This window comes from Bordetella ansorpii (assembly GCF_900078315.1).
Taxonomy (GTDB): Bacteria; Pseudomonadota; Gammaproteobacteria; order Burkholderiales; family Burkholderiaceae_B; genus Bordetella; species Bordetella ansorpii.
Window position 1 is genome coordinate 838,545 of sequence record NZ_FKBS01000025.1, and the last position, 25,187, is coordinate 863,731.

The following is a 25,187-nucleotide window of genomic DNA, read 5'->3' on the forward strand; positions in this document are numbered from 1 at the left end:
AGCCGCCGTACCGCCGCGTTTACTGGAACCAGCGCTTGACCATGTCGCCCATGCGGCCGAAGAAGCCGGCGCGCTCGACGTCTTCCTGGGCCACCAGCGGTTCGGTGCGCAGCGTCTTGCCATCCAGCGTGAGCTGCACGGTGCCGACCTGCTGCCCCTTGGTGATGGGCGCGACCAGCGGATCGGTGCGCTGCGCCACGGGCTTGATCTCGCCGCCCTTGCCGCGCGGCACGGCCAGCCACACCGCGTTGGGCGGGCCCAGCTTGACCGACTCGGCCTTGCCTTCCCAGACGCGCGCGTCCAGGCCGGGCTGGTTCTGGCCGTACAGCTTGATCGTGTCGAAGTTCTGGAAGCTCCAGTTCAGCAGCTTCAGGCTTTCCTCGGCGCGCGTGGCTTCGCTGTCGGCGCCGACCAGCACCGTGAGGATGCGGCGGTCGCCGCGCATGGCGGTGGTGACCAGGCAGTAACCGGCCGAATCGGTATGGCCCGTCTTCATGCCGTCCACCGAAGGATCGGCCCACAGCAGGCGGTTGCGGTTGGGCTGCGTGATCTTGTTGTAGGTGTATTCCTTCTGCTTGTAGTAGTGGAAGAAATCAGGGTGATCGGAAATGAGATGCGACGCCAGCACCGCCAGGTCGCGCGCGGTGGTGATGTGCTGCGGATCGGGCAGGCCCGTGGCGTTCATGAAGTGCGTGTTGCGCATGCCCAGGCGTTGCGCTTCCTGGTTCATCAGCGCGGCGAAGGCGGTCTCGCTGCCGCCGACGGCCTCGGCCAGCGCCACCGAGGCGTCGTTGCCCGACTGCACGATCATGCCCTGGTTGAGCTCGTCGACCGTGACGGGCTTGCGCGGCTCGATGAACATGCGCGACCCGCCGGTGCGCCAGGCGTGTTCCGACACCGGCACCTGTTGCTGCAGCGTCAGGCGCTTTTCTTCCAGCGCGTTGAACACGACGTAGGCCGTCATGATCTTGGTCAGCGAAGCCGGCTCGATCTTCATGTCCGGATTGGACGAGGCCAGCGTCTGGCCGCTGTTGACGTCGACGGTGATCCAGGCCTTGGCCGCGATGGTGGGCGCGGGCACCGTGGCCAGGTCGCCGACCTGCGGGGCCGAGGGATCGGTGAAGGGCAGCGAAGTGGGTGATGTCGTCTTGGAGGACGTGGCGGGCGTCGGATTGGCCGGCTGCGTCGAGGCGGGCGCGGGGGACTGTTGTTGCTGCGCGGCCACCGGCAGCGCGGTGGCGAGCATGGCCGAGGCGAGGGCGCCAGCCAGTGCGCGGCGCGCGAATGCAACGGAAAAAACAGCGGTCTGGGACGATTTGTTCATCGGCAACGATATCCGGAGGTAGAGCAAGCCTTGCGGCAAAGTGGCTGCAATTATGGCAGCCTATGCGATCGGCCTGGGGCTCAAATGTTCCCGAGCCCCGCAAAATACAACGCAATGTAGACGGAACCCGCACGCGCCAAAGCCCTTGAAATGCGGGCTCGGCGCATGCTGCACCGCGATGGGCGTCAGGGCAACGCCACCTGCAGGCGCTCGGCCACCAGGCGGCGCAGCACCAGCAGCTTGCCATGAAAGAAGTGCGATGCGTCCGGCACCACCACGATGGCCAGATTGCGGGCCCGCGCCCAATCCATGGTCTCGGCCAGCGGCACGACTTCATCCTGCTCGCCGTGCACCATCAGCGTCTCTTCGGGCACTGTCAGGTCGGCGGGCTGGAAGCGCTGCACCGCGGCGCCCATCAGCATCAGCGCGGCGGGCAGGTGCGTATCGCCGGCCTGCGCCAGGCCCGCCTGCACGCCCGCGGCCACGGCCGTGCCGAACGAGAAGCCGCCCAGCGCCCAGGGCGCCTGGGCCAGTTCCGGAAAGCGCTCGCGCACCTGGGCCACCAGGCCCAGCATGTCCTGCGTCTCGCCGACGGCGCGGTCGAATTCACCGGCCGACGCGCCCACGCCGCGGAAGTTGGGCCGCAAGGCCAGCAGGCCGTGCTGCACGCAGGCGCGCGCCAGCGTGGTGACGACCTTGTTGTCGCGCGCGCCGCCCTGCAGCGGATGCGGATGCAGGATCAGCGCCCAGCCGCGCGGCTGGCCTTCGGGCCAATCCAGCGCGCAGTCGATGCGCCCGGCGGCGCCAGTAAAACCTTCGATTTCGGTACGAGCAGACATGAGTGCGATTGCTTGGCTTGAAAAACGAAACGGCCGACAGGCGGCCAGGAAAGCATCAACGTGGGCGTGCGGCGCCCGGCGCCGTGCTGGTGGCCGCCGGCATCGCCTGCGCCAACCATTGCGCCAGTTCGTCGGCGGCCTCGTCGGTGGCCTGGCGCAGCGCGGAGGCGCCACCCGCCGCATCCTGCGAAGATGCGGGCACCGCGCGCTCGATGCGGCGCTGCGCCACCACCCGGCGATCGGACAACAGTACCGCCTGCATGGCCAACTGGCCGGTGCTGGCGCCGCCGTCGGGCTGGAAGACCTGCTCGAAGCGGGTCAGCGAAATCTGCAGTTGCGGCACGCCGGAAGCCCCTTCGGGCAGCACGGCGCCTTGCCGCGACAGGCGCTCGGCCAGGCGCAGGCGCACCAGTTCGGACGGCGCCGCCGCCCAGCGGGCCTGTGCGTAGGCGCGCGGGCTGGCGCTGTCGCCGATACGCCAGATCATGCCGACGTCGGCCAGCGTGGGCACGGTGGTGAAGGACAACGACAGCGGCGCGCGCGCGGCCAGCATGGGCGCGGGGCGCTGGTCGGCGCCCAGGTCGTACAGGGTCGGCGTGGGGCCGGTCTTGCCCAGGCTGCAACCGCCCAGGACCAGCGTCACGGCCAGGATGGCGAGGGATCGTTTCATCTTCAGCATGAGTGGCGGCATAGGTAGCGTGCGTTGGAACGGCGGTGTCATTGCGGCCCCTGACCGAATCCGGCGAATCCCGGTTCGCCAGGGCCGGCCTGCACCGGCGGCGGGCCGAACAGGAACGACTGCGGCGTGTCACCCACGCGGCGCAGCGCCGACTGCGCCGTGCGCGCGGCGCCGTTCACGCCGGTGGCCATGCGCGACAGCGCCGGCAGGGTTTCGTTGTCCAGGCGGGCGGCGGCCCAGGCGATCTGCTGCATGCTCTGCGTGGCCGCGGCCATCGGGCCGTTGGGTCCATCCAGGCGAGCCAGCGCCTGGCGGGCGTCGATCATCAAGCCGTTGGCCTGCCTGGCCGCGCCGCTCATTTCGTCGGCGACGGAATCCAGGCGCCGCACCAGCGGGCCCAGGTCCTGGCTGGCCTGCTTGAATTGCGAGGACATGTCGGCGGCGTTCTGCAGCATCGCGGTCATGGCCTGCACGTTCTGCTGGCTGAGCAACTGGCTGAGCTGTTGCGTGGCGCGGTCCACGTTTTCCAACACCGCCGTGCCGCGTTGCTGGACGCGGTCGAAGAAGCCCGGCCGCAGCGGAATCGCGGCGGGATGTTGGGCCGAGGTGGTCAGCAGCGTGGGATGCGCGCCGTCATCGCGCAACTCGACGTTGGCGCCGCCGGTGATGCCCTGCACGCCCAGCTCGGCCCAGGTGGACTCGGTGATGGGGGTGTTCGGCGCGACGCCGATGCGGATGCGCACCTGTCCGGGCCGCTCGGGATTGAGCGCCAGCGCCTGCACCTTGCCCACCGGCACGCCTTGGTAGCGCACGCCGGACTGCGCCGTCAGGCCGGTGACGGCCGTGGACGAGATGATTTCGTAAATGGCCTGCTGCGAGCGGTCGCGGCTCAGCCACACCGCCACCAACGCCGCCGCGGCCAGCAGCACCAGCGTGAACAACCCCGCCAGCAAGGCATGACTACGGTTTTCCATGACCCGCTTCCTTCGGTACCAAGTCTCCGAGCGCGCGGCGGCCCCGCTCGCCCAGGAAGAACTCGTGGATGAATGGATGATCGACCTGCACCACCTTGTCGATGGTGTCGCAGGCGATCACCCGTTTTTCGGCCAGCACGGCGATGCGCGAGGACAGCGCCACCAGCGTATCCAGATCGTGCGTCACCATGACCACCGTGAAACCCAGTTGCGCGTGCAGCGAGCGGACCAGGGCGACGAATTCGTCGGAGCGCAGCGGATCGAGCCCTGCCGTGGGCTCGTCCAGGAAAAGCAACCCCGGATCCAGCGCCAGCGCGCGCGCCAGGGCCACACGCTTGACCATGCCGCCAGACAGGTCGGACGGGCGCTTGTCGGCGTCCTGGGCAGTCAGGCCCACCATGGCCAGCCGGCACATCACCACGTCGCAGATCAGGTCGGCGGGCAAGGCGCGCAGCTCGCGCAGCGGCAACGCCACATTGTCGAACACCGACAGCGCCGAGAACAATGCCCCGGCCTGGAACAACATGCCCCAATGCTGGGACAGGCTGCGGAGCTCGGAGGGCGACAACTCGTGCAGCTCGCGGCCCAGCACCCGCACGCTACCCGCGGCGGGCCGCTCCAGGCCGATGATCTGGCGCAGCAGCGTGGTCTTGCCGGAACCCGAACCGCCCACCAGCGACAGGATCTCGCCCGGCAGCACGGCCAGGTTCAGGTTCTCGTGCACGACGTGGTCGCCGAAGGCGGTGCGCAGGCCGTTGACGGCGATCACTGGCGCCTGCGTCATGGCGACGTCGGAGTGCGGCGGGGCGTTGGCCAGGGCGCCCATCAGATCCCCACCGAGCTGAAGACGATGGCGAACAGGGCATCCACCAGAATGACGGCGGTGATGGACGTGACCACCGAGGTGGTCACGCCGCGGCCCAGGCTTTCGGTGTTGGGCTCGATGCGCAGGCCGAAATGGCAGGCAACCAGCGCGATCACGATGCCGAAGGTGGCCCCCTTGAGCAGCCCGATGCCGTAATTGGCCAGTGAAATGGCGCGCGACAGGCCGTCGACGAACCATGCCAGTGAAATACCCAGTTGCGCCTTGGCGGCCAGCATGCCGCCCAAGAGCGCCAGCGCATCGGTCCACAGCACCAGCAGCGGCATGACCACGGCCAGCGCCACCACGCGCGGCAGGATCAGCCGCTGGCCATGCGCGATGCCCATGACGCTCATGGCGTCCAGCTCCTGCGTGACGCGCATCACGCCGATCTGCGCGGTGATGGCCGAACCGGACCGTCCCGCCACCAGGATGGCGGCCAGCACCGGCCCCAGTTCGCGCACAATGGATACGCCCAGCAGTTGCACGATGAAGCGGTCGGCGCCGAAAGTGCGCAACTGCTGCGCCGACAGATACGACAGCACCACCCCGATCAGGAAACCGACCAGCGCGGTAATGCCCAGCGCCTGCGCCCCCATGCGATAGACCTGCGCGGAGATCTCGCGCCAGGGGCCGCGCAGGGGATGGCGCAGCAGGCCGCCGACGTCCAGCACCAGCTGGCCCAGCATCGTCAGCAGCGACCTGCCGTTGCGCAGGCCGTGGCCCAGGGCATCGCCGATGCCGCGTATCCATTCCAGGCGGTCGTGCGGCGGCGGCTCGGGCGGGCGCATTTCGCCGCGGTTGGCGTTCAGGGCGTCGAACACGGCGCGTTGCCCGTCGGTGCCGCGCAGGCGGTCGGGCAGTTTGTAATCCCACGCCTGCCAGATCAGGTGTGCGCCGATGGTGTCCAGGCGCTCGACGGCGCTCAGGTCCCAGCGCAGGCCTGGGCCCAGGCGCTCCAGCGCCTGGCGGCGGGCGGCGGCCACGCCGGGCTCGGCCAGGGCCTGCATGCTCCAGTCGCCCGCCAGATAGCAGGCGCCCCCGTCTTGGCGGACGGGGGCCGGGGGGTGCGTGGCGGTCGGGACGGAACGGGGCATGGGCGGCCGGACGATGGCGATTCCCCATGATAATCGCCACGGGATTAAGAGACACTTATCCTCCGGTATGAATCGGCACGCGCCTGCCGCCCGTGCCCTACAATCGCCGCCATGTCAGTCCAAGCTTTCACCGCCGACCTGCCCGCGCCCGACGCGTTCGCGCGCACGCTGTCCGACCGCCTGCCCGCCTTCCGGCACGTCGAATGGCTGGACCGCACCGGCAGCACCAACACCGACCTGCTGGCCCGCACACGCAACGCCCCCACGGGCGACAAGCCCTGGCTGCTGGGCGCACACGTGCAGGAGAACGGCCGAGGCCGTGCCGGCCGTCCCTGGAAAAGCCGGCCCGGCGCCACGCTGGTGTTCTCGTGCGCCTTCGACGTGTACCTGCCGCCCGCCGCCCTGCCCGCCCTGTCGCCCCTGGCCGGCATGGCCATCTGCGAAGGCCTGCGCGGCCTGGCCGGCGCTGCCGCGCCGGACGTCTGCGTCAAGTGGCCGAACGACGTGCTGTGGCGGGATGGCAAGCTGGTGGGCGTGCTGATCGAATCCTCGCGCAACGCCGGCGGCCCCGAGGCCGGCCACACCGTCATCGCGGGAGTGGGCGTGAACCTGCTCGATGCCGCCGAACTGTCGCAGGCGCTGCAGCGCCAGGTGGCCGACTGGTCGCAGATCGCCGAGGCCTCGGGCACCGTGGGCGTCGGCCCCGCCGACGTGGTGTGCGCCGTCGCCTGCGCCCTGCACGACACGTTCTCGCAGGCCGCCAGCCTGCTGGCGGGCGCCTTCCCGGCCCGCTTCGCCCGGGTCGACGCGCTGGCCGGCCGAGCCGTCAACGTGCTGGACCAGGGCGCCGTGCTCAACGGCGGCGTGGCGCAGGGCGTCGATGCCCAGGGCCGCCTGCTGATCGCCACGCCCACGGGCACCCTGCCGATTACCGTCGGTGAAATCTCCATCCGGCCGCAAGCATGATCCTGCTCATCGACTCCGGCAACAGCCGCCTGAAGGTGGGTTGGTTCGATCCCTCCGACCCGCGGCGCCACGCCATCGTCACCGCGTTCGACAACCTCGATCCCGACGCGCTGCGCGACTGGCTGGCCGTCCAGCCTCGATCGCCGCAACGCGCGGTCGGCGTCAACGTGGCCGGCCAGGCGCGCGGCGCAGCCATCGCGGCGGCGCTGCCCGCCAACTGCCCGGTCACCTGGCTGCGCGCGCAACCGCGCGCCCTGGGCCTGGTCAATGGCTACGCACGCCCCGAACAGCTGGGCGCCGACCGCTGGGCCGCCATGCTGGGCGCGTACACGCGCCTGCCGCGGCCGCACAAACCCTTCGTGCTGGCCTGCTTCGGCACGGCCACCACCATCGATACCGTCGGCGACGACGGCGTCTTTCCGGGCGGCCTGATCCTGCCCGGTCCGGCCATGATGCGCAACGCGCTGAACAAGGGCACGGCCAATCTGCCGCTGGCGGACGGCCAGGTCAGCGCCTATCCCATAGACACGCACCAGGCCATCGCCACCGGCATCGCCGCCGCGCAGGCCGGCGCCGTGGTGCGCCAGTGGCTGGCCGGCTGCGACCGCTACGGCAGCATGCCCGACATCTACGTGGCCGGCGGGGGTTGGCCCGAGGTGCAGGCCGAGACCGAACGCCTGCTGGCCCAGGCCTGCTCGGCGCTGGGTCCCGCCCCCACGCCCGTCTACCTGGAAAGCCCCGTGCTGGACGGCCTGGCCGCCTGGGCGGCGGCGCCCGACGCCCCGTAGAGAACCGCCATGCGCATCCTGTTCGTGCTGATCCTGCTGGCCAATCTGTGGGCCTACGCCATGAGCCAGGGCTGGCTGGGCCAGCCGCCCAACGACGACGGCCGCATGTCCGGCCGCCTCAACCAGGAATTGAACGCGGATCGCGTCACGGTGCTGCCGCCCGCCAGATAGGCGCGTCAATCCGTCTGGTACATCAGCCTGGCCTGGGAAAACCCCGGGCCCGCAAAACCCATGCGGCTGGATATGGACGTCAACGCTTGCAGGGAAAATGCCTGGCCAGGGCTTGCGCGACCAACGGCGCCGCGGGCATCTTCAAGCGGTCGTCCGGCAGGCTGCCCAGCGTTTCCACCACCTTGGCGAAGTCTTCCTGCCCCAGGCCATCGGCCTTGCACCAACGGGTGCCGTAGGTATAGCTGGCCACGCCCAGCATGAAGGCCGCCGCGCGGCTGGACGACACCATCACCTGCAGCTCGGGCCGCTTCTCATCATGGAATTCCGGCGCCAGCGAGCCGTCGATGCCCGCCATGACGAGTTGTTCGCCGGTCAGTTGCCAATCGGCCGATGGAGACGCTGTGGGCGCAGCCGCCCCCACGCCCGGCATCCATACCGCAAACGCCAGAACCCACATCTTTCTGGAAATCACGCGCATCTCCTGGACAACCTGCATCATCGGAAGCAAATGGGGCCAGTCTCGTCGAGACCCGACGAATACCCTCCAGCCCCTCGCGGCCCGTTCGATAGTAGCCCAGCCTTGGCCAGCGCCCGCGCACCGGCCTGCCGTCCGATTTCCCGGCTGCTCGAGGTGTCAGTGTGATGCCCCGTGCCGGTCTCGATGGATACGCCGGCACTGGCACGGCTGGGGTCGAGCCACGGCGATATCCGCAAGCATCGAGAGGATCCGCAGCGCCGCCCTAGCGCGGCCCGAACCAGCCTTCGAGCGCCTGCATCGTGCGCTGCGTGGCCCCGGCATGCGCACGCGTCCACGCCTGCGCCGCGCCCCGCATCGCCTGCCGGCGCGGCGTGTCGGCCAGCAGGGCCAATGCCATGTCGACCGCCTCGCCCGCATCCCGGGCGCGCAGGGCCGCGCCGGCCGCCAGTGCGTCCTCGACCGCCTGCGCGAAGTTGCGCGTATGCGGGCCGACGATGACCGGCGTGCCGGCCGCGCAGGCTTCGATCAGGTTCTGGCCGCCCAGCGGCGCGAAGCTGCCCGCCACCACGGCCACGTCCGCGGCTGCGTAGTAGAACGCCATCTCGCCCAGCGAATCGCCCAGCAGCACGGCGGTGCGCGCATCTGGCGGCAAGTCCCCCGCCGATCGGCGCACCGTGGCCAGGCCCGCCGCGCGCAACTGCACGTACGCCTCGTCGAAGCGCTGCGGATGGCGCGGAATCAGCAGGTACAGCGGCGCCTGGCCGGCGGCGTCCCGGTGCGCCAGCAAAGCCTGGATGAACAGCGCGTCCTCGCCTTCGCGCGTGCTGGCCAGGGCGATCACGGGCCGGTTCAGCGCCTGACGCCAGGCCTGACCGGCGGCCACCTGCGCGGCGGGCAAGGTCAGGTCGAATTTCAGGTTGCCGGTCACCGTGGCGGCCAGCGCGCCGGCCTGGCGCAGGCGATGCGCGTCGTCCTCGGTCTGGGCCAGCACCCGATCCAGGCCCCCCAAGGCCTGGCGCAGCGCGCTGCCCAGCCAGCGGGCCTGCCGCAACGAAGACGCCGAGAAGCGCGCGCTGACCAGGGCCACGGGCACCTTGCGTGCCCGCGCCGCCGCCAGCAGATTCGGCCACACCTCGCGTTCGATCAGCAGGCCGCAACGCGGCGCGTAGCGGTCCAGGAAGCGAGCGACGGAACCGGGCAGGTCGTAGGGCAGCCAGGCTTGGCGCAACTGGCCCACCGCCAGTGCGCCGGCGAACAGGCGCGCGCCCTCGGCACGGCCGGTGGCGGTGGTATGGGTCAGCAATACCGGAAGACCGCGTTGCAGCAGCGCCTGCACCAGCGGCTGGGCCGCCCGGGTTTCGCCCAGGCTGACGGCATGCACCCAGACGGGTGTGTCAAACGATGCGCCGACCGGCGCCGCGACGGCATCCGCGCCGCCGAAACGGCCCGCCGACAGAATGCCCCACTGGCCGCCCGCCCGCCGCGCGCGGCGCCACATCAGCAGCCACAACAGCGGCGCCAACAAGCGCAGCAGCAGCGTATAGACGCCACGGCTCATGTCAGCCATGCCCCCGGACGAACGCCATCAGAGGCCGCAGGCGCGCGAGCCATCATCTCAAACCGCCGCCAGGGCCTGTTCCACCGAGGCCATCACCGCCTCGCGCGAGGGGGAAGCGCCGCGATCGCCCAGGCTGGCCGTATAGTTCGATCCCACCAGCGGCGTGCGCACCGGCGTGGACGCCCGATAGATACCGATGGTCGGGCGTCCCAGCGCCGCGGCCAGGTGCGTCAGGCCGCTGTCCAGGCCGACCATCATGCGCGAGCCGGCCAGCAGCCGCGCCACCGAGGTGAGGTCCATGCGCGGCATTACCTCGACGCCGTCCATGCCGGCCACCAGCAGGCGGGCGCGGTGCGTTTCCTGCTCGTTGCCGGCCAACAGGCGCAGCGTGCAGCCCGCATCGCGCAGGCGGCGGAACACCGCGCGCCAGTCTTCCTCGGGCCACAGCTTGTCGTCCCGGCTGGCCGACGGCATGATGACCGCATAGCCGGGATCGCGGCTACCCAGATGAACGCGGCCACCCGCGGCCTGCGCGCCGGCATCCTGCTGGGCCTGCGTGGCCTGGCGCGCGAACTGCTCCAGGCCGAAATCGGGCTTGCCGACGGGCTCGTAGCCCAGGGCCAGCCCGGCCAGCTTGCGCTGGCGCAGCACGGCAGGCTGCCAGAACTCCACGCGGTGGCGAACGTTGTAGAACAGCGATGCCAGGGGTTCGCGCGCCGACCGCCAGTCCAGGCCGTGGCGCACGCCCTGCGTCTGGCGCACCAGCCAGGCGGACTTCATCAGCGCCTGCATGTCCAGCACGACGTCATAGGTTTCGGCGCGCAGCCGCTGCGCCAGGGCGCGGCGCTCGGCGCGCACCTGCTCCGACCACCAGGCCTTGCGCCAGCGGCGATGCGCCACGCGGATGACCTCGTTCACGGCGGGATGCCAGCTGGGGATTTCGGCGAATGCTTCCTCCACGATCCAGTCGATCCGGGCATCCGGCACATGGCGCGCGATATCCGAGATGGCCGGCAGCATATGCACCAGGTCTCCGAGCGAGGAGGTGCGGACGATGAGAATGCGAAGAGGCATCGCGTCAGCCGGCTACCCGTGCATCGGCGCGCTGCGCGCCTGCGTCACGGTATCCGTTCGGATTCTGGCTCTGCCAACGCCATCCATCGCGGCACATGCGGTCGAGGTCGTAACGGGCGACCCAGCGCAGCTCGCGTTCGGCTTCGGACACATCCGCCCAGGCCTCGGCGATGTCGCCCGCGCGCCGCTCCGTGACGACGTACGGCACGCTCACGCCATTGACGCGCTCGAACGCGCGCACCAGATCCAGCACGCTACTACCGCGGCCCGTGCCCAGATTGAACGCTTGAAACCCCTGCCTGCCCGACTGCTCCTGGTATTGAACCGCCTTGACATGGCCCTCGGCCAGATCGCAGACATGCAGATAGTCACGCACGCCGGTACCGTCGGGCGTGGCGTAATCATCGCCGAACACGCGCAGATGTGGCCGCGCGCCGATCGCCACCTGAGTGATGTAGGGAAACAGGTTGTTGGGCTCGTCGGCGGGATCCTCGCCGAGCGTGCCGCTTTCGTGCGCGCCGATCGGATTGAAATACCGCAGTGCAATGGCCGAAAAATCAGGATGCGCCGCGCACACGTCACGCATCACCTGTTCGACCATGGCCTTGGACCAGCCATAGGGATTGCAGGGACCGACGGGGTGAGCCTCGGTATAGGGCAGTTGGTCCGCCTGGCCGTAGATGGTGGCCGAGGAACTGAACACGAAGCGCTTGACGCCGCCAGCCAGCATGGCTTCCAGCAATCTAACAGTGCCCATGACATTGTTGTCGTAGTACGCCAGCGGATTGCGCACGGACTCGCCCACGGCCTTGCTGGCCGCGAAGTGCAGCACGCCCTGCACGGGCTGCCCCATATCGCGGCACCGCGCCAGCACGCCGTCCAGCGTCGCACGATCTCGCACGTCCCCCTGCACCAGATCGACCGCGTGCCCTGTCAGCGCCTGCACGCGCTGTAGCGCGACCGGCGAACTGTTGGAGAAATTGTCCAGCACGACAGGGCGATAGCCCTGGCCGATCAGCGCCACCAGGGTGTGAGTGCCGATGTAGCCCGCACCACCAGTTACGAGAAGAGTAGATGCCATGTATCCAAACCGTTATCGATGTATAGATCCCGCCTGCCGGACGCCGGTGCCCGCGCCAACCGGGCACACCGTAAACCCGGCAACGCGCCATCATATCCGGGCTGGCGGGAACGCGATGCGCCGGGCGCCCGGCCAGGACCGAGGCTGAGCCCGCGCGAGCCCGCTTCGGCTTCCCTTACAATTGGGGACCGAAAAAAGCGGCGCTCCCGGCGCCAATGGCCTGCGGTGCTGCTGCGGACAGCCAAAACCACCTTTTGGCGGATTTTATCCGGCACGAACCTGTACATGGCAATGCCTGCCCCTCCTTGGGCAAACCGCAAGAAAACGCGACGACACTCCTACTGACGAACGACATCGCATGAATGGACGCCCGTCCCCTTCCGCTCGACCCGCATCCCAGCCCGGCAGCCGCACCGTCCACATCGTTTCCCGCTTCGGCACCGCCAGCCGCGGCGGCGTCGAACGTGTAGCCGATCTGCTGGCACGCAGCCTGCGCGCCGACGGTGAGCGCGTCGAGATCATCGACGAGGCGCGTGTGCTGCCCCCGCTCCTGCGCAACCCCCGGATCGCCCAGTTCGTGTTTCCGGTTTTCGCCTCGGTCCACCTGTCCCGGCTGAGACGGCGCGATGGCGCGTTCAAGGTGATTTCCAACGGCTCGTACGCCGCGTTCTACCCGGCTGACGCGGTGATCATGCATGGTTCGGCATCGGGCTACGTCGCCGCCATGCGAGGCAGGACAGGACGGATGCTCGGCATGCGGCTGATGGGCAAGCTCGAGGTCTGCGCCATGCGCCGCAGCAGGCATGTGGTGTGCGTCTCCGATGCCCTGCAACGCTACGTCGTCTCGGAACAGGGTATCGCCCCCGCCAAATGCAGCGTGGCCTATAACGGCGTGCTGGTTTCCGAAGCCCCCCCGGCGCCGCGCTTCGGCGCCGGCCCCGTGCGGCTGGGCTTCGCCGGCAGGCTGGAGTACGGCAAGGGCGTCGACTTCCTGATCGACCTGGCGCAGCGCATCAACGGCCGGCAGGACGTGCGCCTGGTGCTGGCCGCCATCGGCCACGTGCCACAGGCCTTGCGCGACAATCCCAACGTCGACGTGCTGCAGGGCCTGGGCGCGGACGACATGCAGGCGTTCTACGACCGCATCGACGTATTCATCCTGCCCACCCTGTTCGAGGGTTTTGAACTGGTGACGCTGGAAGCCCTGGCCGCCGGCGTGCCCGTCATGGGCCGGCCGCTGGGCGCCTGTGGATTGCTGCTGGAACGCAAGGTGCCCTGGGTGGCACGCCTGCCCGACGAGGCGGGCACCCTGCTGGCTGATCTGGGTGCTACTGTCACGCATTTCCGCCAGCATGCGGACGGCGCCGCCATGAAGGCATACGTGAAAGTGAATTTCCCGATAGAAGCATTCTGTGCCCGTATCAAGGCGGCCGCGGCGATGGAAGCATGATGCAAGTCACTGTGATCTCCCCCAATGGGCTGCAGGAGCTTTCCGGCGGCGGTCTTTACCTGCGGTCACTGGTGCAGGGCCTGGCCGAGGCCGCGCCCGTGCGCGCTGTCAGGGTGCTGAGCAAGCGCATGACGGGCGCATCGGCCGGCTATCGCCACCCCCAGATCCAGCAGATCGAATTCGCCAAGAACCGTCTGCTGGACGTGGCGGCGCGCGTCCTGCTTCGCCCGACCTTCCTGGGCCTCTACCATCGCGCCATCGCACGGCACTGCGCGGACGCCGACGTCGTGTTCCTGCACAACACCCGGTGCGGCGGCATCATGCGCATGCTGCGCGCGCGCTATCCGGACAAGAAATTCGTGATGGTCAGCGACAACGTCGAAGCCGACCTGCATGACCAACGCAGCGCCGGCAAGTCGGGCCTGCGCCGCCTGCTGGCCGGCATCGAGTCCCATGCGGTGCGCGGCGCCGAAGCCTGCTGCCGCAGCGCCGATGCCCTGACGTTCATCACGCGCACGGATGCCGAGCTGTACGCTCGCATGTTCGGCCCGGTTACCCGCCAGGCGGTGCTGCCGATCACGGTGAAAGCCCCCGATGCCGGCGTGCAGGCGGCCGCGCCCACGCGGCCGACCGTCCTGTTCACCGGCCATTTCGGCTTCCCGCCGAACGTCGACTCATTGCGCATCTTCGTGCGCGTCGCGCAGGCCGTGAACCAAGGGCGCGCCGAACATGAGCGCATCGCCTTCGTGGCGGCCGGCGCCAATCTCGGCAAGCTGGCGTTGGATGATGCCCCGGGCCTGACCTGCCATGACTCGCCCTCCGTGGCGCAGATGGATCTGCTGTTCCGCTCGGCCACGGCCTACCTCGCCCCCGTCAAATGGGGCAGCGGCATGAAGACCAAGGTGGCAGAAGCGCTGTCGTACAGCCTGGCGGTCGTCGCCCTGCCCAATGCGGGCGTGGGCTACGAAGCGCTGCAGGAAGATGCCACGCTGAGCCGCGCGCTGGACGTCGTTGGCGACGAGGCAGACCTGCCCACCCGCACGCTGGCCTGCCTGCAACATGCCCCGTCCGACAGCCGGGCTATCGCGTGGCAGGCGTACAGCCAGTTCTATTCCACCGCTTCGCAAGCCAGGCGGCTAGAGGCCATCCTCAAGCAACTGGGCGCCTGATTCCGCCATGCTGCTCAGCATCTTCCTGTCCGCCAGCGGCGTAATGCTGAAATTGATCAGTGGCCTGGCCGTGAACAAGATCATCGCGCTGAACATCGGCGTGGTGGGGTTCGGCTATTGGGGCAACATCCTCAGCCTGACCATGCTCTATAGCGCGTTCGCCAACGGGGGCATCTCTCAAGGCCTAATCTCCCGACTGGCCGATCCGAACCAGGACGATGCACGGCGCGCGGCCTGGCTGCGAGCCGGCTTGGTATACGTCGTGGTCTTCCCGGTATTGATCGCCATGGCGCATGGCGTCATCAATGGTACAGAGCTGGTCGAGGGCAGCGCGTATCTCGGAAGCGTGTCGGTCTACCTGTTCGCGCTGGCATATGCCATTTCGCTGCACATCCAGTCGACGGCCCTGGCCGCCGGCCATTCCCGCCTCAATGCGGTGATCCTGATGCTCGGCGGGCTGATCTCGCTGGGCATGATGGCGCTGCTGATCCGGAAGGACTCATTGTCATCGGTGGTCATGGCCCTGGTTGCATCTGCAGGGCTGCTGTGCCTGTGCTGGATCATCGGAGCCCGCTGGCGGGGCATACGCTACATCGTGAGCGCACAACCCGGACTGAAGGCCTCGGTGCGCAGTCTCGCTCCCTACGTCGGCATCGCCATTGCCCCGGCGGTCATCGGAACCAGCAGTATCATCCTCGTGCGCCACATCATGCTGTCGGATGCGGGGGCTTCCGCCAGCGGTCTGTGGCAGGGCCTATTCCGCATTTCCGACGCAGTGATGGCCGTGGCTCAGGCGGGCGTGGGTTTCGTCATGATGCCAGCCATATTCCGCACCGATGCCCCCCGCAGCGCCCTGCTGGGGCAGATGAGACGCTATCTTCTGGCGGTATCCGGTGCGGCGGTGGCCGGCCTGCTGGTCATCCAGTATTTTGGGCACCAGGTGGTGTTACTGCTGTACTCACCCGAATTCACACCGCTTGCAGACGTGCTGTGGATACAGTTTCTGGGCGATATCCTGAAAATCGCGGCCATGCCTCTGGTGATTTATTTCATCTACACGCGCAGACTGGGAGTCTCCTGGCTGCTGGAACTCCTTTTCTCGTCTTCATTCGTGCTGTTGACGTGGCTGCTGGCGGCACGCCATGACGTTGCCGGTGCCGCCGTGGGGTATCTCGTTGCCAACGCCGTGCTGCTGGGATCAGCTTGGCTGCTGTTCTTGTGGAAACAACAATGACCGCATATCTCCGGGCGGTAGCCATCCTCCTCGCCCTGGCAAACCTGGCGCTGATCATCTGGCCCTTACCTGCATTGCAGGAAATCGTGCTGATGGCGACGATTGGCCTGTTCATTCTCCATTGTTCCCAGGTAGGCACTCGCTGGCTCAATCCTTTTTTTCTTTTCAGCCTCACAGCAACGATGTTTCTCGCAGGACGCTTCCTGGGAGCGCAGATCGTTGACTACCTCGACTACAACCGCGCCGACTGGTTCATCTACGGTCTCATCGAACCAGATGAGCTGAGCATCGCGCTGGGTGCGATCGGGCTGTTTCTCAGCGGCGTGATGCTGCCCCTGCCGAGATTTTCACCCCTGGCTGTCGACCGGAACGAAGGGTTCCGCCGTTACTCGACGGCTTTGGCGATCGTCCTGCTACCCTTCTTCCTATATCGCGCCTTGGAGAATTTGCGCATCTACCAGGCAGGCAGCTATCTCGACCTCTACCTGGGAAGTTCGCCAGGAGGCCCGCTGTACAACCTCGGAGGCTGGTTCATCATCGCCGTATTCGCCGTCCTCGCCTCACGGCCTCGACTCATCTATATCCTCGTTTTTTTTATGCTGGGCATGGCTTTCTGTGTCTTCGAAAGCATCACAGGCGCGCGCGGCATTCCGCTGGCCTATCTCATCATGTTGTGCTGGCTGGCGGTCACGACCCTGCGCATCCGCGTGCCTTTCTGGGGCTTTGCCGCGTCACTGGTCGTGCTGGTGCTTTTCGCCGACTTCCTGGGCCGCTCGCGGGTCGGCCTCGCAACCGATTTCGACCCTCTGCTGATCAGCCGTTCCGTGGTGAATTTCCTTTACTCCCAGGGTACGACCCTGCTGTTCATGGTGGGCGTGACCGAGAATCTCGACAAGTTCTCATGGATCGACGCGCTGGGCAGCACTTTCGCGCTGTTCATGGACATGGCGCGGGCCCTCTTTCCCTGGCACGATGCCGATTCGATGCGCATATTCGGTGTGGAGACATTGAGCTTGTCGCACCGTGTCGCCAGCCTGACCAACCCGAAGATGTACGACGCAGGCATGGGTATCGGCGGCTCAGCGGTGGGTGAAGCCATGCTTTATTCGATCTACGTCGGGCCATGGATTGCAGGAGTCTTCACGGGTTGCATCATGCGATGGCTATATGCCATCGCGCATCGGGGTGCCCCCGGACTGTTCTTTTTCTCCTATACGTTTTCGTTTCTGCTGCTGGTCCCCAGAGAAACACAGCTCTATTTCATCGTGCCTGCCATCAAGGCACTGATCTTCCTCGCTGCCTTTTGGCTGCTCAAGAAAGTCGATGACAAACTTCGCCACCGCCGCCTCCCGAAACGTCACGGTGATCGTGCCGACGTATCACCGGGCACACCTGCTTGAACGGACGATCCCTTCGTACCTTCAACCGGAAGTCAACAGACTGATACTGGTCGATGACTGCTCGCCCGACGACACCGCACAGGTCGCTGCCGCCCTGATGCGGCAGGACAGCCGCATCCAGTATCTGCGCAACGACGTAAACCGCAAACAGACTCACTCGAAGAACCGCGGGCTGGAACTCGCCGATACCGAGTTCGTGTATTTCGGTGATGACGACTCCCTCCTCAGCGAAGGCGCCATGGCTTGCCTTCTGGAAACGCTGCACACTACGCAGGCCGACCTGGTCGGGGCGGCAGCCCTGTATCTGCTGAACGGCGAAAGCGACGCCGAGCTGCAGGCGCGCCGCCGGTGGAGCGACCAGGCCGATGAGATCTCGTATCTGCCGGGCCTGCGTTTCGACGTCAGTGTACGAGCGCCGTCCGGCCTGGAAATACCGATATGCCAAGCGGCTTTTCTGGCGCGGCTGGATACGGTGCGTGCCTTGCGCTTTGACACGGGCTATATCGGAAACTGCTTCCGCGAGGAAACCGATTTCCTGGTGGCTTGCCGGGCAAAGGGTGCCCGCATCGTGCTGGAGACACGGGCCACACAAACCAACCTGCCCCCCAGCGTGGCCACCGGCGGTGCCCGTGGCAGGAGCCGCCTGCGGTACGAGTGGTATTCACTCTACAACACCGTTCGATTCCTGAAGAAGAATCACAGGGCGCTGCGCGCCATCGATGCACGCTGCCACCCCCCGATCATGCTGGCCGCCTACGTGGGCAGCCGTTTCAGCGGCTTGGCGCGCAAAGTCAGGAACCGCCTGACGGGCACGTGATCACTTGCGGCCGTAGTTGTCCTCGAAGCGGACGATGTCGTCCTCGCTGAGATGGTCGCCGGTCTGGATCTCGATCATCTCCAGCTCGCCCTCGCCCGGGTTGTGCAGGCGATGCACCACGCCGATCGGGATATAGGTCGACTCGTTGGCCTGCAACGGAAAGCATTCTTCGCCCCGCGTGACCTCGGCCACGCCCTTGACCACGACCCAGTGTTCGGCGCGGTGATGGTGCTTCTGCAGGCTGAGTGACGCGCCCGGGCGCACCATGATGCGCTTGACCAGGAACTGCTCGCCCGCGTCGATGGTGTCGTACCAGCCCCAGGGCCGCGAGATCTTGCGGTGCGCGGCCACCTCGGGCACGTTGTCGGCCTCCAGCGCGGCCACGACCGCCTTGACCTGCTCGGAATGGCCCGCGGCCGCCACCAGCACGGCGTCGGGCGTCTCGATGATGGACAGGTCCCGCGTACCCAATGCGACCACCAGCCGGCTGGTGGCCCAGACGGTCGTGTTGCTGGCGTCCACCACGCGATGATTGCCGCTGGCGCGGTTGCCGTGGCTATCGGGTTCGATCAGCTCGGCGGCGCTGTCCCAACTGCCCACATCGCTCCAGGCGCCATTGAAAGGCACCAGCAGCAGCTTGTCGGTGTGTTCCATGACAGCATAGTCGATGCTGTCGCTGCGGCAGGCCTTGAAGCGGTCGGCATCCGGGCGCACGAAGGCGCCATCGCGTTGCGGTTGGCGCATGGCTTCCTGGCAAGCCAGCAGGACGTCGGGCGCATGTTGTGCAAAAGCTTCGATCAGTACGCGCGCACGGCCTACGTAGATGCCCGAGTTCCAGTAGCTGTTTCCCTCCAGGATCATGGACTGCGCGACGTCACGAGACGGCTTCTCGGCAAACCGGAGCACCCTGCGTACCGCGGCCGGATCGGTTTGCGGCTCGGTGACCAGATAGCCGTAGCTGGTACTGGGAAAGGCCGGGAACACGCCGAAGGCCACGAGGCGGTCCTGTTTCGCCGCGTCGACGCCAGCCTGCATCGTGCGAGCGAACGCCTCTGCGTCGGGAATGTAGTGGTCCGCAGGCATGATGACCAGGATGTCATCGCCGTCGGTATCGAGGCATGCCAGGCAGATGGCCGCGGCCGTGTTGCGTGTGGCAGGTTCCAGCAGGATACGTGCTTGGCCGCCCGCTTCCCGCACGCTGGCGTCCACCAGGAAACGGTGCTCCTCCGCTGCGATGCACAGCGCCGGCTGTTCGGCCAGGGCGCGCGCGCGCAGCAAAGTCGCATGCAGGAAGCTTCGGTCTCCCGCCAGCGGAATAAACTGCTTGGGCAGGCTTTTGCGGCTCATGGGCCACAGCCTGGTGCCGGAGCCCCCACACAGGATTACGGGAACGATATTGCTGTCACGGACCATTCGTAGCCTTGCTGTCGGTTGAAACTGCCGCCGGATGATGGGGCGTGCACCTACATTCTTTTTCGGGTGGCCCGCCACGCATAGGAGACGAAGCACGTCGCGGCCTCGAAGACCCCCAGGTGCAAGTGGCGACGATACAGGCGCCAGGTCCAGATGGCCGACTTCAACTTGTTGCCGGACAGGCTCTGCGCCGCCACGCGATAACGTCCCAGCACCTCGGGAATGCCGGTGATCGAGCCGGCCGCGCGCAGCACATCCAACCACATCTTGTAGTCTTCGTGCGCGATGCGGTCCTGGTAGATCTTGCCCACTTTCTCCACATCATAGGCGCCGGTCAGATTGCCGATGAAATTGCCATGCAGCAGATCCCGGAACGTGGCCGTCGACCGCGCCTGCACGACCTGCTCGCGGCCGTGGCCGAAGCGGATGTAGCTGGCGTGCAGTACGGCATGCCCTTCTGCGAAGTAGCGCGCCTGCACCTCCAGCTTGCGCGGCAGCCAGAGGTCGTCGGAATCCAGGAAGGCGAGGTAGCGCCCGCGCGCCGCCTCGATGGCGGCATTGCGCGCCAAAGCCACGCCACCATTCTGCGGCTGCCGGATCGCGACGATCCGGGCGTCGCGCCGGCAGTACTCGGCAAGGATCCGCGGCGTCTCGTCGCGGGAGCAATCGTCCACGACGATCAGCTCGAAATTGCCGTGCGTCTGCGCCAAAACACTGTCAATGGAATCAGCCAACGTGGCCGCGCTGTTGTAGGCTGGCATGACGACGCTGAAGTCGATGGCGTTCATACCTGCGCTCCCAACCTGTCGGTGTCTTCGCCGGAGCAACCAGCGAACATGCGCGGCGACCTCATTCGTTCTCGATCACTGCTCGCAACAGCACATACCCCACGCCCATGCCCAGGCCGGCCAGCAGCGCCAGGAACAGGATCAAGGGCTTGTTGGGGCGGGCAGGTGCATCCGGCCGAACGATGTCGCCATCGAGGCGGAATGCGCGAATGGCGGCGGGATCGTATTTGATCTCCGAAAGCTGACGCAATTCGCTTTCGTTGATACGCAGGCCAGGGATGAACGGGTCGTCCTCGTTACGGGCCTGTATGGCCTTGAGCTCCGCCGACAGCAACGGCAAGCCCCGGTTGTACAGATCGCCGCTGTCGGCATAGTACGGACGCAGCCGGGCCTGGCTGGCATCGATGAGGGAGTTGCCGGTCCGCGAGCCGGGCTGCGGCACGCTGATGTCGGGATTACGCAGATCTCCGGCGGACGCCACGCGAATAGCCTCCTGCAATTGCGCGATGCGATCCTTGCGCTGCGATTCGGCAACCATGCGCATCTCGTTGATCGTGCGTTGCGCATTCTCCTTCAGGAAGTTGATGTCATCGCCCGCGTCCGCCATCAGGGCCTTGCTGGTGCTTTCCTGCAAAAGCTTGAGATAGTGCTGCAACCCATCGTAGGACTCGTCGACGCTGTGACCCGACACGGTCAGCGCATAGAGATTGCGGCCGCGCGGATTCGGCGCCTCGACCGTGATGCGCCAGTCGTTGCGCAGTAACTCCTTGGCCGGAATCGTCGGCAATTTGGCCAGTGCCGGCTCTCGGTCGCGCAGGAACTGCTGCAGCAGCCCGGACGATCCAAGCCGATCCGTGGCGTACTTGAAGACGGTTTCCTGGGTGTACGGCAACAGACCGACTTCCTTGCCGCGGCCGACGTTCAGCGGCGAATAATCGCCGGTCTGGGGCGGCAGAAAGTAGATGCGGGTCTGGTAGACGGGCGTGCTCAGCACGAAAGCGTAGAGCGCACCTACCGCCGTCGTGAAGATGGCACAGAACAGGATGAGCAACTTCTTGCGCCAGACCAGCCGGGCCAGGTTGAAAAAATCGAGGCTGTGCCCAGACTGCTGGGTCAGCGGCTGAGGTGATGTCATGTATGTCCGACTCCAACGCCGCGGCAGGCGGCCGCGGCGAGCTTGAGTTGCCATGGAGGGAGTTGGAACGCGGGCGACCGGAAATTCGCGGCGCCGCAGTCCCTGCCCGAATTAGCCTGCCATTGTAGCCGCCCGAAAGCCCGCGGCCACGGGGCTCACCGTGCGCCGAATCCCGTCATCATGATCTTGATGGTCAGGATCACGATGATCGCGTCCAGCGCCACCGAACAGTTCTTGATGTAGTAGAAGTCGTGTTCGATCTTGACCCGGGTTTCATCCGCGCTTGCGGTATATCCATGACGCACCTGCGCCCAGCCCGTGATGCCGGGTTTGACGACATGCCGGTAGTTGTAGAAGGGAATCTTCTCGTTGTATTCCTCGACGAACGCCGGCTGTTCGGGCCGAGGTCCGATCAGGCTCATATCGCCTTTCAGGATATTGAGGAACTGCGGCAATTCGTCGAAACGCAGTTTCCGGATGATCCTGCCGACCCGGGTGATGCGCGGATCGTCTTCCCCGGCAAACTGCGCGGGCGCAGCGCGATCGAAGCGCATGCTGCGGAACTTGTAGATCGTGAACGGTTTTCCCCCCAGGCCGATCCGTTTCTGCGTGTAGATGACCGGCCCAGGGCTTTCCAGGCGGATCAACACTGCCACCACGAGGCTGATGGCCAGCGCCAACGGCAGCAGGACAATGACGATGGCCATGTCCATGACCCATTTCGCCATCTCGTAGGGCACCGACGGCAGCAAGGATCCGATGTTGTTTTCCGACATGTGGTCGATGCGGCTGCGGCCGGTCAGGGACTCATATATCTGCCGCGAGTTGTAGACCGCAATGCGGTTCAGCGCGCACTGCGTCAGAAAACGCTCGATGTCCGCTGTCAGATTGTCGAAGTCAGCCACGACGCCGTCATAACGGCGGTTCTGCAAGTCCAGCGATTCCAGGCGCCGCGCGTCCACCCATTCAAGGTCGATGAGTTCATCGATATAACTGCCGCCGGGAATGACAGCCAGTTTCAGGCGAGTATATTTTTCGGTGAATACGTATTCGATATGCAGCCACAACAATGCCAGAACTCCACTGGCAATCAGCAGAAATCGGGAAACTTCGATGCGCAGCAAAAAAACCGAAACTATCGCCAAACCATAGATGAATATGATTTGCGGCGCGATGAATGCAGAAAGCCTTCCGCCTGGATAAATTATCCGCAGCCATTTCATGGAAAAATGGCTGAGCACATAAGCGATGGTAGTCGTGATCAGCGCGGCTTTCTGGCCTTGATTGGGACTGAGCAATGCTGTACCGGACCAGAATAGAATGAACGGCACGGCATTGGTGACCAACCAACCCAACCCCAGGGAAAAAGGCGTCGACAGTAATAAAAGCTCATGAATTCTGCCGAATCGGCGATTGGGAAGATACGTCATCTCGGGAATGGATGCTGGTGCGGCTCAGACTCGCTGTGCCAAGGATTTGACCCTGGGAATTTCTTCTTGTGATGGAAATGTGGAACGAGGAACCTGAGTGACGGAATAGGCGGTGACGCAGCTACGAGAGATTTGTCCGCGGAACGGGCCGTTGCCAGGGCACAAGCGCCCCGCTGGCAACCGCAGTCGAAAAAGCGAGGATCATAGCCAACATCCGCGAACAGCTCATTGCAAACTATTCGCAATTAGCCAACTTCTTTACAAGAACTTCGCAATACGGCAAGCCAACTGACAGCTTGCGCCCACTTCTCTTGACAAAAGCGGTGCCGCACGCATTGTAATTGGATATTTACAAACCAAAGGACACGCTTTTCCCGACTGTGTTGCATTTAGGCATCGTGCACGACAGAGCACAGCTATACTCTGCTACTCCGCGCACCACAGATGATGCGGACTCATTGCCTGTTGTTCGTCTCCGCGTGCCCGATGCCAGATTATCACCGTTTACCAGATCATCACTACACTTCGGCATCCGTACCGCCCGCACTACTCGCCGCGCTGATGCCGCTGGGCATGCTGACGGTCGGCGGGTCCAGCGCTTTCTTTTATGCGATGGCGGTGATTTGCATCGCCCTGGCGGCTGCCAGGCCCAAAGCGGCCTGGAAGCAGTTGCGGCCCTATGGGTGGCTCATCCTCGCTCTCTGCCTGCCGCTGGCCGCTACGCTATGGAGCCAAGGCGCCACGCAGACGTGGCGTGCAACCGAAATCGAACGCGCGCTGCGCATATCCCTGGCCTTCCCGCTGCTGATCGCCGGGCTGCTATTGCTGGACGTCCGAGTGTTGCGGCAGTTCGCGTGGGGGCTGGTGTTGGCGGGCGCGGCATCATTCGCTGTGGTGCTGTATCTGTCCTGGCCCGACTTCGCACGCCCTGTCACTCCGCAATTCAACGCCGTCAGCTATGGCAATCTGATGCTGCTGACCGGCGTGATGGCGCTCTACAGTTTGGAATGGCCGCTGACGCGCAGCCCCAGACTGGAGAAATCGCTCAAGATCGCCGTCGGCTGCGCGACCTTGCTGGGATTCATCCTGACCCAGACCCGCACCGGCTGGATGGCATTTCCCCTGTTCGCAATCGTTGCGCTGGCGCTCAGCCGCCGTGTGCGTCACCCCCTGCGCGCACTGGGCATCCTGATTGCCGCCCTGGCATTGCTGGGCGCGGTCGGCGCCGCCAACAACGGGTTGCGCGACCGCGTAGCGCTGGGCTTCAAGGAAGTGCGCCAATGCGAAACCCAGCAGACCGCCGACACCTCCATGTGTATCCGCCTGCAACTATGGCGATCGGCATGGGCCATGTTCCAGGCGCACCCCTGGACAGGGGTGGGCAACGGCGTGAAGTTCGTCGAGGAATTGAAGGAACGCGCCGCGAAAGGCGAGGTATCCCCATATGTAGCCGAAGGTTTCGGTGAAACGCACAACGACATGCTGATGGCGATGGCCCTGCACGGTCTGCCCGGTGCCGTGGGCATGCTGGCTCTGTACCTGGCGCCCGCCTGTCTGTTCCTGCGCCGCATGCGCCGCGACCATCCCCAGGCGGCGCGCACCGCCGCCGCGATGGGCCTGGCGCTGTGCCTGGGCTTCGCGATATTCGGCCTGACGGAGCTGATGTTCCGCGGCATGCGGTCGGTCAGTTACTACGTCGTCATGCTCGCCGTCCTGACCGTGCTGTCCCAGCCCCAGGCGACACCGGACGATACGATCTCGCCACGTCCGCAGTAGCCACACGCGCAATTTAGGACCAGAATGGTTGTCAACGGCCCACTGAAGGCCGTCCTGACAAAGGAGACAACCATGCGCATTGCAGATGCCCAATGGATTCCTGCCTCGCCCCACCAGACCTGGGATGCCCTCGTCGATCCCGTCGTGCTGCAGCACTGCCTGCCCGGCTGCATCAAGGTGGAACAACGCAGTCCCACTGAATACGGCCTGGTGATACGCACCAAGGTGGCCGGATTCGAAACCGACTACGAAGGCGAAATCCTGCTGTCCGACGTCGACGCACCGAACGGCTGCACGCTGGCTTTCGAAGGCAAGGGCCTGGCGGCCGGCCTGGCCATCGGCACCGCCCAGGTCACGCTGCTACCCAAGGAAGAAGGCACGCGGCTGAGCTATACCGTGGCCGCGATGGCCGGCGGCAAGCTGGCCGAGCTGGGCGAGCCCACCGTCATGAAAGCCGGCGGCAAGATCGTCGACAAGTTCTTCGGCGCCTTCATCGAGTACATGGCCCGGCAGCCCCGCCTGGCGCCGCCGCCTCCGCCCCCCGAACCCGAACCGCGCGGCCTGTCGAATTCGCGCTGGTCCTGGGCGATGGCGCTGGCCGTGGTCGTGATCCTGGTGGGCTATCACTCTCTGTTCCGATAGCGCTTCGGGCGGCGGGTCGGCGGTGATATTCTTGGCGGGATG

General features: G+C 66.1%; 24 protein-coding genes. 10 read left to right on the forward strand and 14 right to left on the reverse strand.

Going from position 1 to position 25,187, the window contains the following annotated elements:
- Positions 1 to 19: 19 nt before the first annotated feature.
- The 6 genes from A7W11_RS21475 to A7W11_RS21500 all read right to left on the reverse strand — a co-directional run bounded on the left by A7W11_RS21475 (position 20) and on the right by A7W11_RS21500 (position 5,775).
- Positions 20 to 1,324: a D-alanyl-D-alanine carboxypeptidase family protein gene (locus tag A7W11_RS21475; RefSeq protein ID WP_082887407.1), complete on the reverse strand. Its 1,305-nt coding sequence runs from the start codon at positions 1,322 to 1,324 to the stop codon at positions 20 to 22.
- Positions 1,325 to 1,509: 185 nt separating this feature from the next.
- Positions 1,510 to 2,163, reverse strand: coding sequence for an alpha/beta hydrolase (locus tag A7W11_RS21480; RefSeq protein WP_066418895.1), 654 nt, complete (start codon positions 2,161 to 2,163; stop codon positions 1,510 to 1,512).
- 55 nt (positions 2,164 to 2,218) lie between these two features.
- The gene (locus A7W11_RS21485) at positions 2,219 to 2,839 is read right to left on the reverse strand and encodes an ABC-type transport auxiliary lipoprotein family protein (RefSeq protein WP_066419353.1); all 621 of its coding nucleotides are present in this window, start codon (positions 2,837 to 2,839) and stop codon (positions 2,219 to 2,221) included.
- A gap of 41 nt (positions 2,840 to 2,880) precedes the next feature.
- The gene (locus A7W11_RS21490; protein WP_066418904.1) at positions 2,881 to 3,816 is read right to left on the reverse strand and encodes an MlaD family protein; all 936 of its coding nucleotides are present in this window, start codon (positions 3,814 to 3,816) and stop codon (positions 2,881 to 2,883) included.
- A complete protein-coding gene (locus A7W11_RS21495; RefSeq protein ID WP_066418908.1) occupies positions 3,803 to 4,642 on the reverse strand; it encodes an ABC transporter ATP-binding protein in 840 nt (279 codons plus the stop codon). The genes A7W11_RS21490 and A7W11_RS21495 overlap by 14 nt, the downstream gene beginning before the upstream one ends.
- A complete protein-coding gene (locus tag A7W11_RS21500) occupies positions 4,642 to 5,775 on the reverse strand; it encodes an MlaE family ABC transporter permease (protein ID WP_066418910.1) in 1,134 nt (377 codons plus the stop codon). The genes A7W11_RS21495 and A7W11_RS21500 overlap by 1 nt, the downstream gene beginning before the upstream one ends.
- 111 nt (positions 5,776 to 5,886) lie before the next feature.
- On the opposite strand from A7W11_RS21500, the gene A7W11_RS21505 reads away from it, so the two are divergent.
- The 3 genes from A7W11_RS21505 to A7W11_RS28365 are packed head-to-tail and all read left to right on the forward strand — an operon-like array spanning position 5,887 to position 7,700.
- Positions 5,887 to 6,741, forward strand: a complete 855-nt coding sequence (locus tag A7W11_RS21505; RefSeq protein ID WP_066418913.1) for a biotin--[acetyl-CoA-carboxylase] ligase — start codon at positions 5,887 to 5,889, stop codon at positions 6,739 to 6,741.
- Entirely contained in the window at positions 6,738 to 7,529 is a 792-nt protein-coding gene (locus tag A7W11_RS21510) for a type III pantothenate kinase (protein ID WP_066418917.1), read from the forward strand. Before A7W11_RS21505 ends, A7W11_RS21510 begins: the two co-directional genes overlap by 4 nt.
- Positions 7,530 to 7,538: 9 nt before the next feature.
- Positions 7,539 to 7,700 carry a hypothetical protein gene (locus A7W11_RS28365; protein WP_173678832.1) on the forward strand — a complete coding sequence of 54 codons (162 nt, stop codon included), beginning with the start codon at positions 7,539 to 7,541 and terminating at the stop codon, positions 7,698 to 7,700.
- Between the two features lie 79 nt (positions 7,701 to 7,779).
- On the opposite strand, the gene A7W11_RS21515 is transcribed toward A7W11_RS28365, so the two are convergent.
- The 4 genes from A7W11_RS21515 to galE form a co-directional block, all read right to left on the reverse strand.
- On the reverse strand, positions 7,780 to 8,172 hold the full coding sequence (locus A7W11_RS21515; protein WP_156523180.1) for a Rap1a/Tai family immunity protein: 393 nt from the start codon (positions 8,170 to 8,172) through the stop codon (positions 7,780 to 7,782).
- Positions 8,173 to 8,440: 268 nt separating this feature from the next.
- Positions 8,441 to 9,736, reverse strand: coding sequence for a 3-deoxy-D-manno-octulosonic acid transferase (locus tag A7W11_RS21520; protein ID WP_066418921.1), 1,296 nt, complete (start codon positions 9,734 to 9,736; stop codon positions 8,441 to 8,443).
- 57 nt (positions 9,737 to 9,793) lie between these two features.
- Complete coding sequence (gene waaC / locus A7W11_RS21525) at positions 9,794 to 10,810, reverse strand: lipopolysaccharide heptosyltransferase I (RefSeq protein WP_066418924.1); 1,017 nt, start codon at positions 10,808 to 10,810, stop codon at positions 9,794 to 9,796.
- Between the two features lie 4 nt (positions 10,811 to 10,814).
- Positions 10,815 to 11,891 (reverse strand): UDP-glucose 4-epimerase GalE, encoded by a 1,077-nt coding sequence (gene galE / locus A7W11_RS21530; protein ID WP_066418928.1) that lies wholly within the window; start codon positions 11,889 to 11,891, stop codon positions 10,815 to 10,817.
- Between the two features lie 358 nt (positions 11,892 to 12,249).
- Here galE and A7W11_RS21535 point away from each other — a divergent pair, with 358 nt between their 5' ends.
- From A7W11_RS21535 to A7W11_RS21555, 5 genes are read left to right on the forward strand one after another with little or no spacing between them, the layout of a single operon-like run.
- On the forward strand, positions 12,250 to 13,341 hold the full coding sequence (locus A7W11_RS21535) for a glycosyltransferase family 4 protein (RefSeq protein ID WP_066418934.1): 1,092 nt from the start codon (positions 12,250 to 12,252) through the stop codon (positions 13,339 to 13,341).
- On the forward strand, positions 13,338 to 14,510 hold the full coding sequence (locus A7W11_RS21540) for a glycosyltransferase (protein WP_066418941.1): 1,173 nt from the start codon (positions 13,338 to 13,340) through the stop codon (positions 14,508 to 14,510). Before A7W11_RS21535 ends, A7W11_RS21540 begins: the two co-directional genes overlap by 4 nt.
- A 7-nt stretch (positions 14,511 to 14,517) precedes the next feature.
- Positions 14,518 to 15,744 (forward strand): MATE family efflux transporter, encoded by a 1,227-nt coding sequence (locus tag A7W11_RS21545; protein WP_066418943.1) that lies wholly within the window; start codon positions 14,518 to 14,520, stop codon positions 15,742 to 15,744.
- Positions 15,741 to 17,144, forward strand: coding sequence for an O-antigen polysaccharide polymerase Wzy (gene wzy, locus A7W11_RS21550; RefSeq protein WP_066418951.1), 1,404 nt, complete (start codon positions 15,741 to 15,743; stop codon positions 17,142 to 17,144). Before A7W11_RS21545 ends, wzy begins: the two co-directional genes overlap by 4 nt.
- Positions 17,068 to 17,961 carry a glycosyltransferase family 2 protein gene (locus A7W11_RS21555; protein WP_082887409.1) on the forward strand — a complete coding sequence of 298 codons (894 nt, stop codon included), beginning with the start codon at positions 17,068 to 17,070 and terminating at the stop codon, positions 17,959 to 17,961. The genes wzy and A7W11_RS21555 overlap by 77 nt, the downstream gene beginning before the upstream one ends.
- Here A7W11_RS21555 and A7W11_RS21560 read toward each other — a convergent pair whose 3' ends face one another.
- From A7W11_RS21560 to A7W11_RS21575, 4 genes are all read right to left on the reverse strand, one after another.
- Entirely contained in the window at positions 17,962 to 19,374 is a 1,413-nt protein-coding gene (locus A7W11_RS21560; protein ID WP_066418959.1) for a mannose-1-phosphate guanylyltransferase/mannose-6-phosphate isomerase, read from the reverse strand.
- 50 nt (positions 19,375 to 19,424) lie between these two features.
- Entirely contained in the window at positions 19,425 to 20,162 is a 738-nt protein-coding gene (locus A7W11_RS21565; protein ID WP_066418966.1) for a glycosyltransferase family 2 protein, read from the reverse strand.
- A gap of 61 nt (positions 20,163 to 20,223) precedes the next feature.
- Positions 20,224 to 21,297, reverse strand: a complete 1,074-nt coding sequence (locus A7W11_RS21570; protein ID WP_066418969.1) for a Wzz/FepE/Etk N-terminal domain-containing protein — start codon at positions 21,295 to 21,297, stop codon at positions 20,224 to 20,226.
- Between the two features lie 155 nt (positions 21,298 to 21,452).
- Positions 21,453 to 22,727 carry an exopolysaccharide biosynthesis polyprenyl glycosylphosphotransferase gene (locus A7W11_RS21575; protein ID WP_066418972.1) on the reverse strand — a complete coding sequence of 425 codons (1,275 nt, stop codon included), beginning with the start codon at positions 22,725 to 22,727 and terminating at the stop codon, positions 21,453 to 21,455.
- A 465-nt stretch (positions 22,728 to 23,192) separates the two neighbouring features.
- Between A7W11_RS21575 and A7W11_RS21580 the strand changes: the two genes are divergently transcribed.
- Together A7W11_RS21580 and A7W11_RS21585 are read left to right on the forward strand one after the other, a co-directional pair.
- The gene (locus A7W11_RS21580) at positions 23,193 to 24,503 is read left to right on the forward strand and encodes an O-antigen ligase family protein (protein ID WP_162270294.1); all 1,311 of its coding nucleotides are present in this window, start codon (positions 23,193 to 23,195) and stop codon (positions 24,501 to 24,503) included.
- 72 nt (positions 24,504 to 24,575) lie between these two features.
- A complete protein-coding gene (locus A7W11_RS21585; RefSeq protein WP_066418985.1) occupies positions 24,576 to 25,145 on the forward strand; it encodes an SRPBCC family protein in 570 nt (189 codons plus the stop codon).
- Positions 25,146 to 25,187 lie beyond the last annotated feature (42 nt).

Coding starts and splice junctions, on each gene's coding strand:
- A7W11_RS21510 (WP_066418917.1), top strand. CDS start 6,738: ATGATCCTGCTCATCGACTCCGGCAACAGCCGCCTGAAGGTGGGTTGG.
- wzy (WP_066418951.1), top strand. CDS start 15,741: ATGACCGCATATCTCCGGGCGGTAGCCATCCTCCTCGCCCTGGCAAAC.
- A7W11_RS21495 (WP_066418908.1), bottom strand. CDS start 4,642: ATGGGCGCCCTGGCCAACGCCCCGCCGCACTCCGACGTCGCCATGACG.
- A7W11_RS21545 (WP_066418943.1), top strand. CDS start 14,518: ATGCTGCTCAGCATCTTCCTGTCCGCCAGCGGCGTAATGCTGAAATTG.
- A7W11_RS21585 (WP_066418985.1), top strand. CDS start 24,576: ATGCGCATTGCAGATGCCCAATGGATTCCTGCCTCGCCCCACCAGACC.
- A7W11_RS21540 (WP_066418941.1), top strand. CDS start 13,338: ATGATGCAAGTCACTGTGATCTCCCCCAATGGGCTGCAGGAGCTTTCC.
- A7W11_RS21560 (WP_066418959.1), bottom strand. CDS start 19,374: ATGGTCCGTGACAGCAATATCGTTCCCGTAATCCTGTGTGGGGGCTCC.
- A7W11_RS21500 (WP_066418910.1), bottom strand. CDS start 5,775: ATGCCCCGTTCCGTCCCGACCGCCACGCACCCCCCGGCCCCCGTCCGC.
- A7W11_RS21475 (WP_082887407.1), bottom strand. CDS start 1,324: ATGAACAAATCGTCCCAGACCGCTGTTTTTTCCGTTGCATTCGCGCGC.
- A7W11_RS21575 (WP_066418972.1), bottom strand. CDS start 22,727: ATGACGTATCTTCCCAATCGCCGATTCGGCAGAATTCATGAGCTTTTA.
- galE (WP_066418928.1), bottom strand. CDS start 11,891: ATGGCATCTACTCTTCTCGTAACTGGTGGTGCGGGCTACATCGGCACT.
- A7W11_RS21480 (WP_066418895.1), bottom strand. CDS start 2,163: ATGTCTGCTCGTACCGAAATCGAAGGTTTTACTGGCGCCGCCGGGCGC.
- A7W11_RS21535 (WP_066418934.1), top strand. CDS start 12,250: ATGAATGGACGCCCGTCCCCTTCCGCTCGACCCGCATCCCAGCCCGGC.
- A7W11_RS21490 (WP_066418904.1), bottom strand. CDS start 3,816: ATGGAAAACCGTAGTCATGCCTTGCTGGCGGGGTTGTTCACGCTGGTG.
- A7W11_RS21505 (WP_066418913.1), top strand. CDS start 5,887: ATGTCAGTCCAAGCTTTCACCGCCGACCTGCCCGCGCCCGACGCGTTC.
- A7W11_RS21570 (WP_066418969.1), bottom strand. CDS start 21,297: ATGACATCACCTCAGCCGCTGACCCAGCAGTCTGGGCACAGCCTCGAT.
- A7W11_RS21520 (WP_066418921.1), bottom strand. CDS start 9,736: ATGAGCCGTGGCGTCTATACGCTGCTGCTGCGCTTGTTGGCGCCGCTG.
- A7W11_RS21555 (WP_082887409.1), top strand. CDS start 17,068: ATGACAAACTTCGCCACCGCCGCCTCCCGAAACGTCACGGTGATCGTG.
- A7W11_RS28365 (WP_173678832.1), top strand. CDS start 7,539: ATGCGCATCCTGTTCGTGCTGATCCTGCTGGCCAATCTGTGGGCCTAC.
- A7W11_RS21565 (WP_066418966.1), bottom strand. CDS start 20,162: ATGAACGCCATCGACTTCAGCGTCGTCATGCCAGCCTACAACAGCGCG.
- waaC (WP_066418924.1), bottom strand. CDS start 10,810: ATGCCTCTTCGCATTCTCATCGTCCGCACCTCCTCGCTCGGAGACCTG.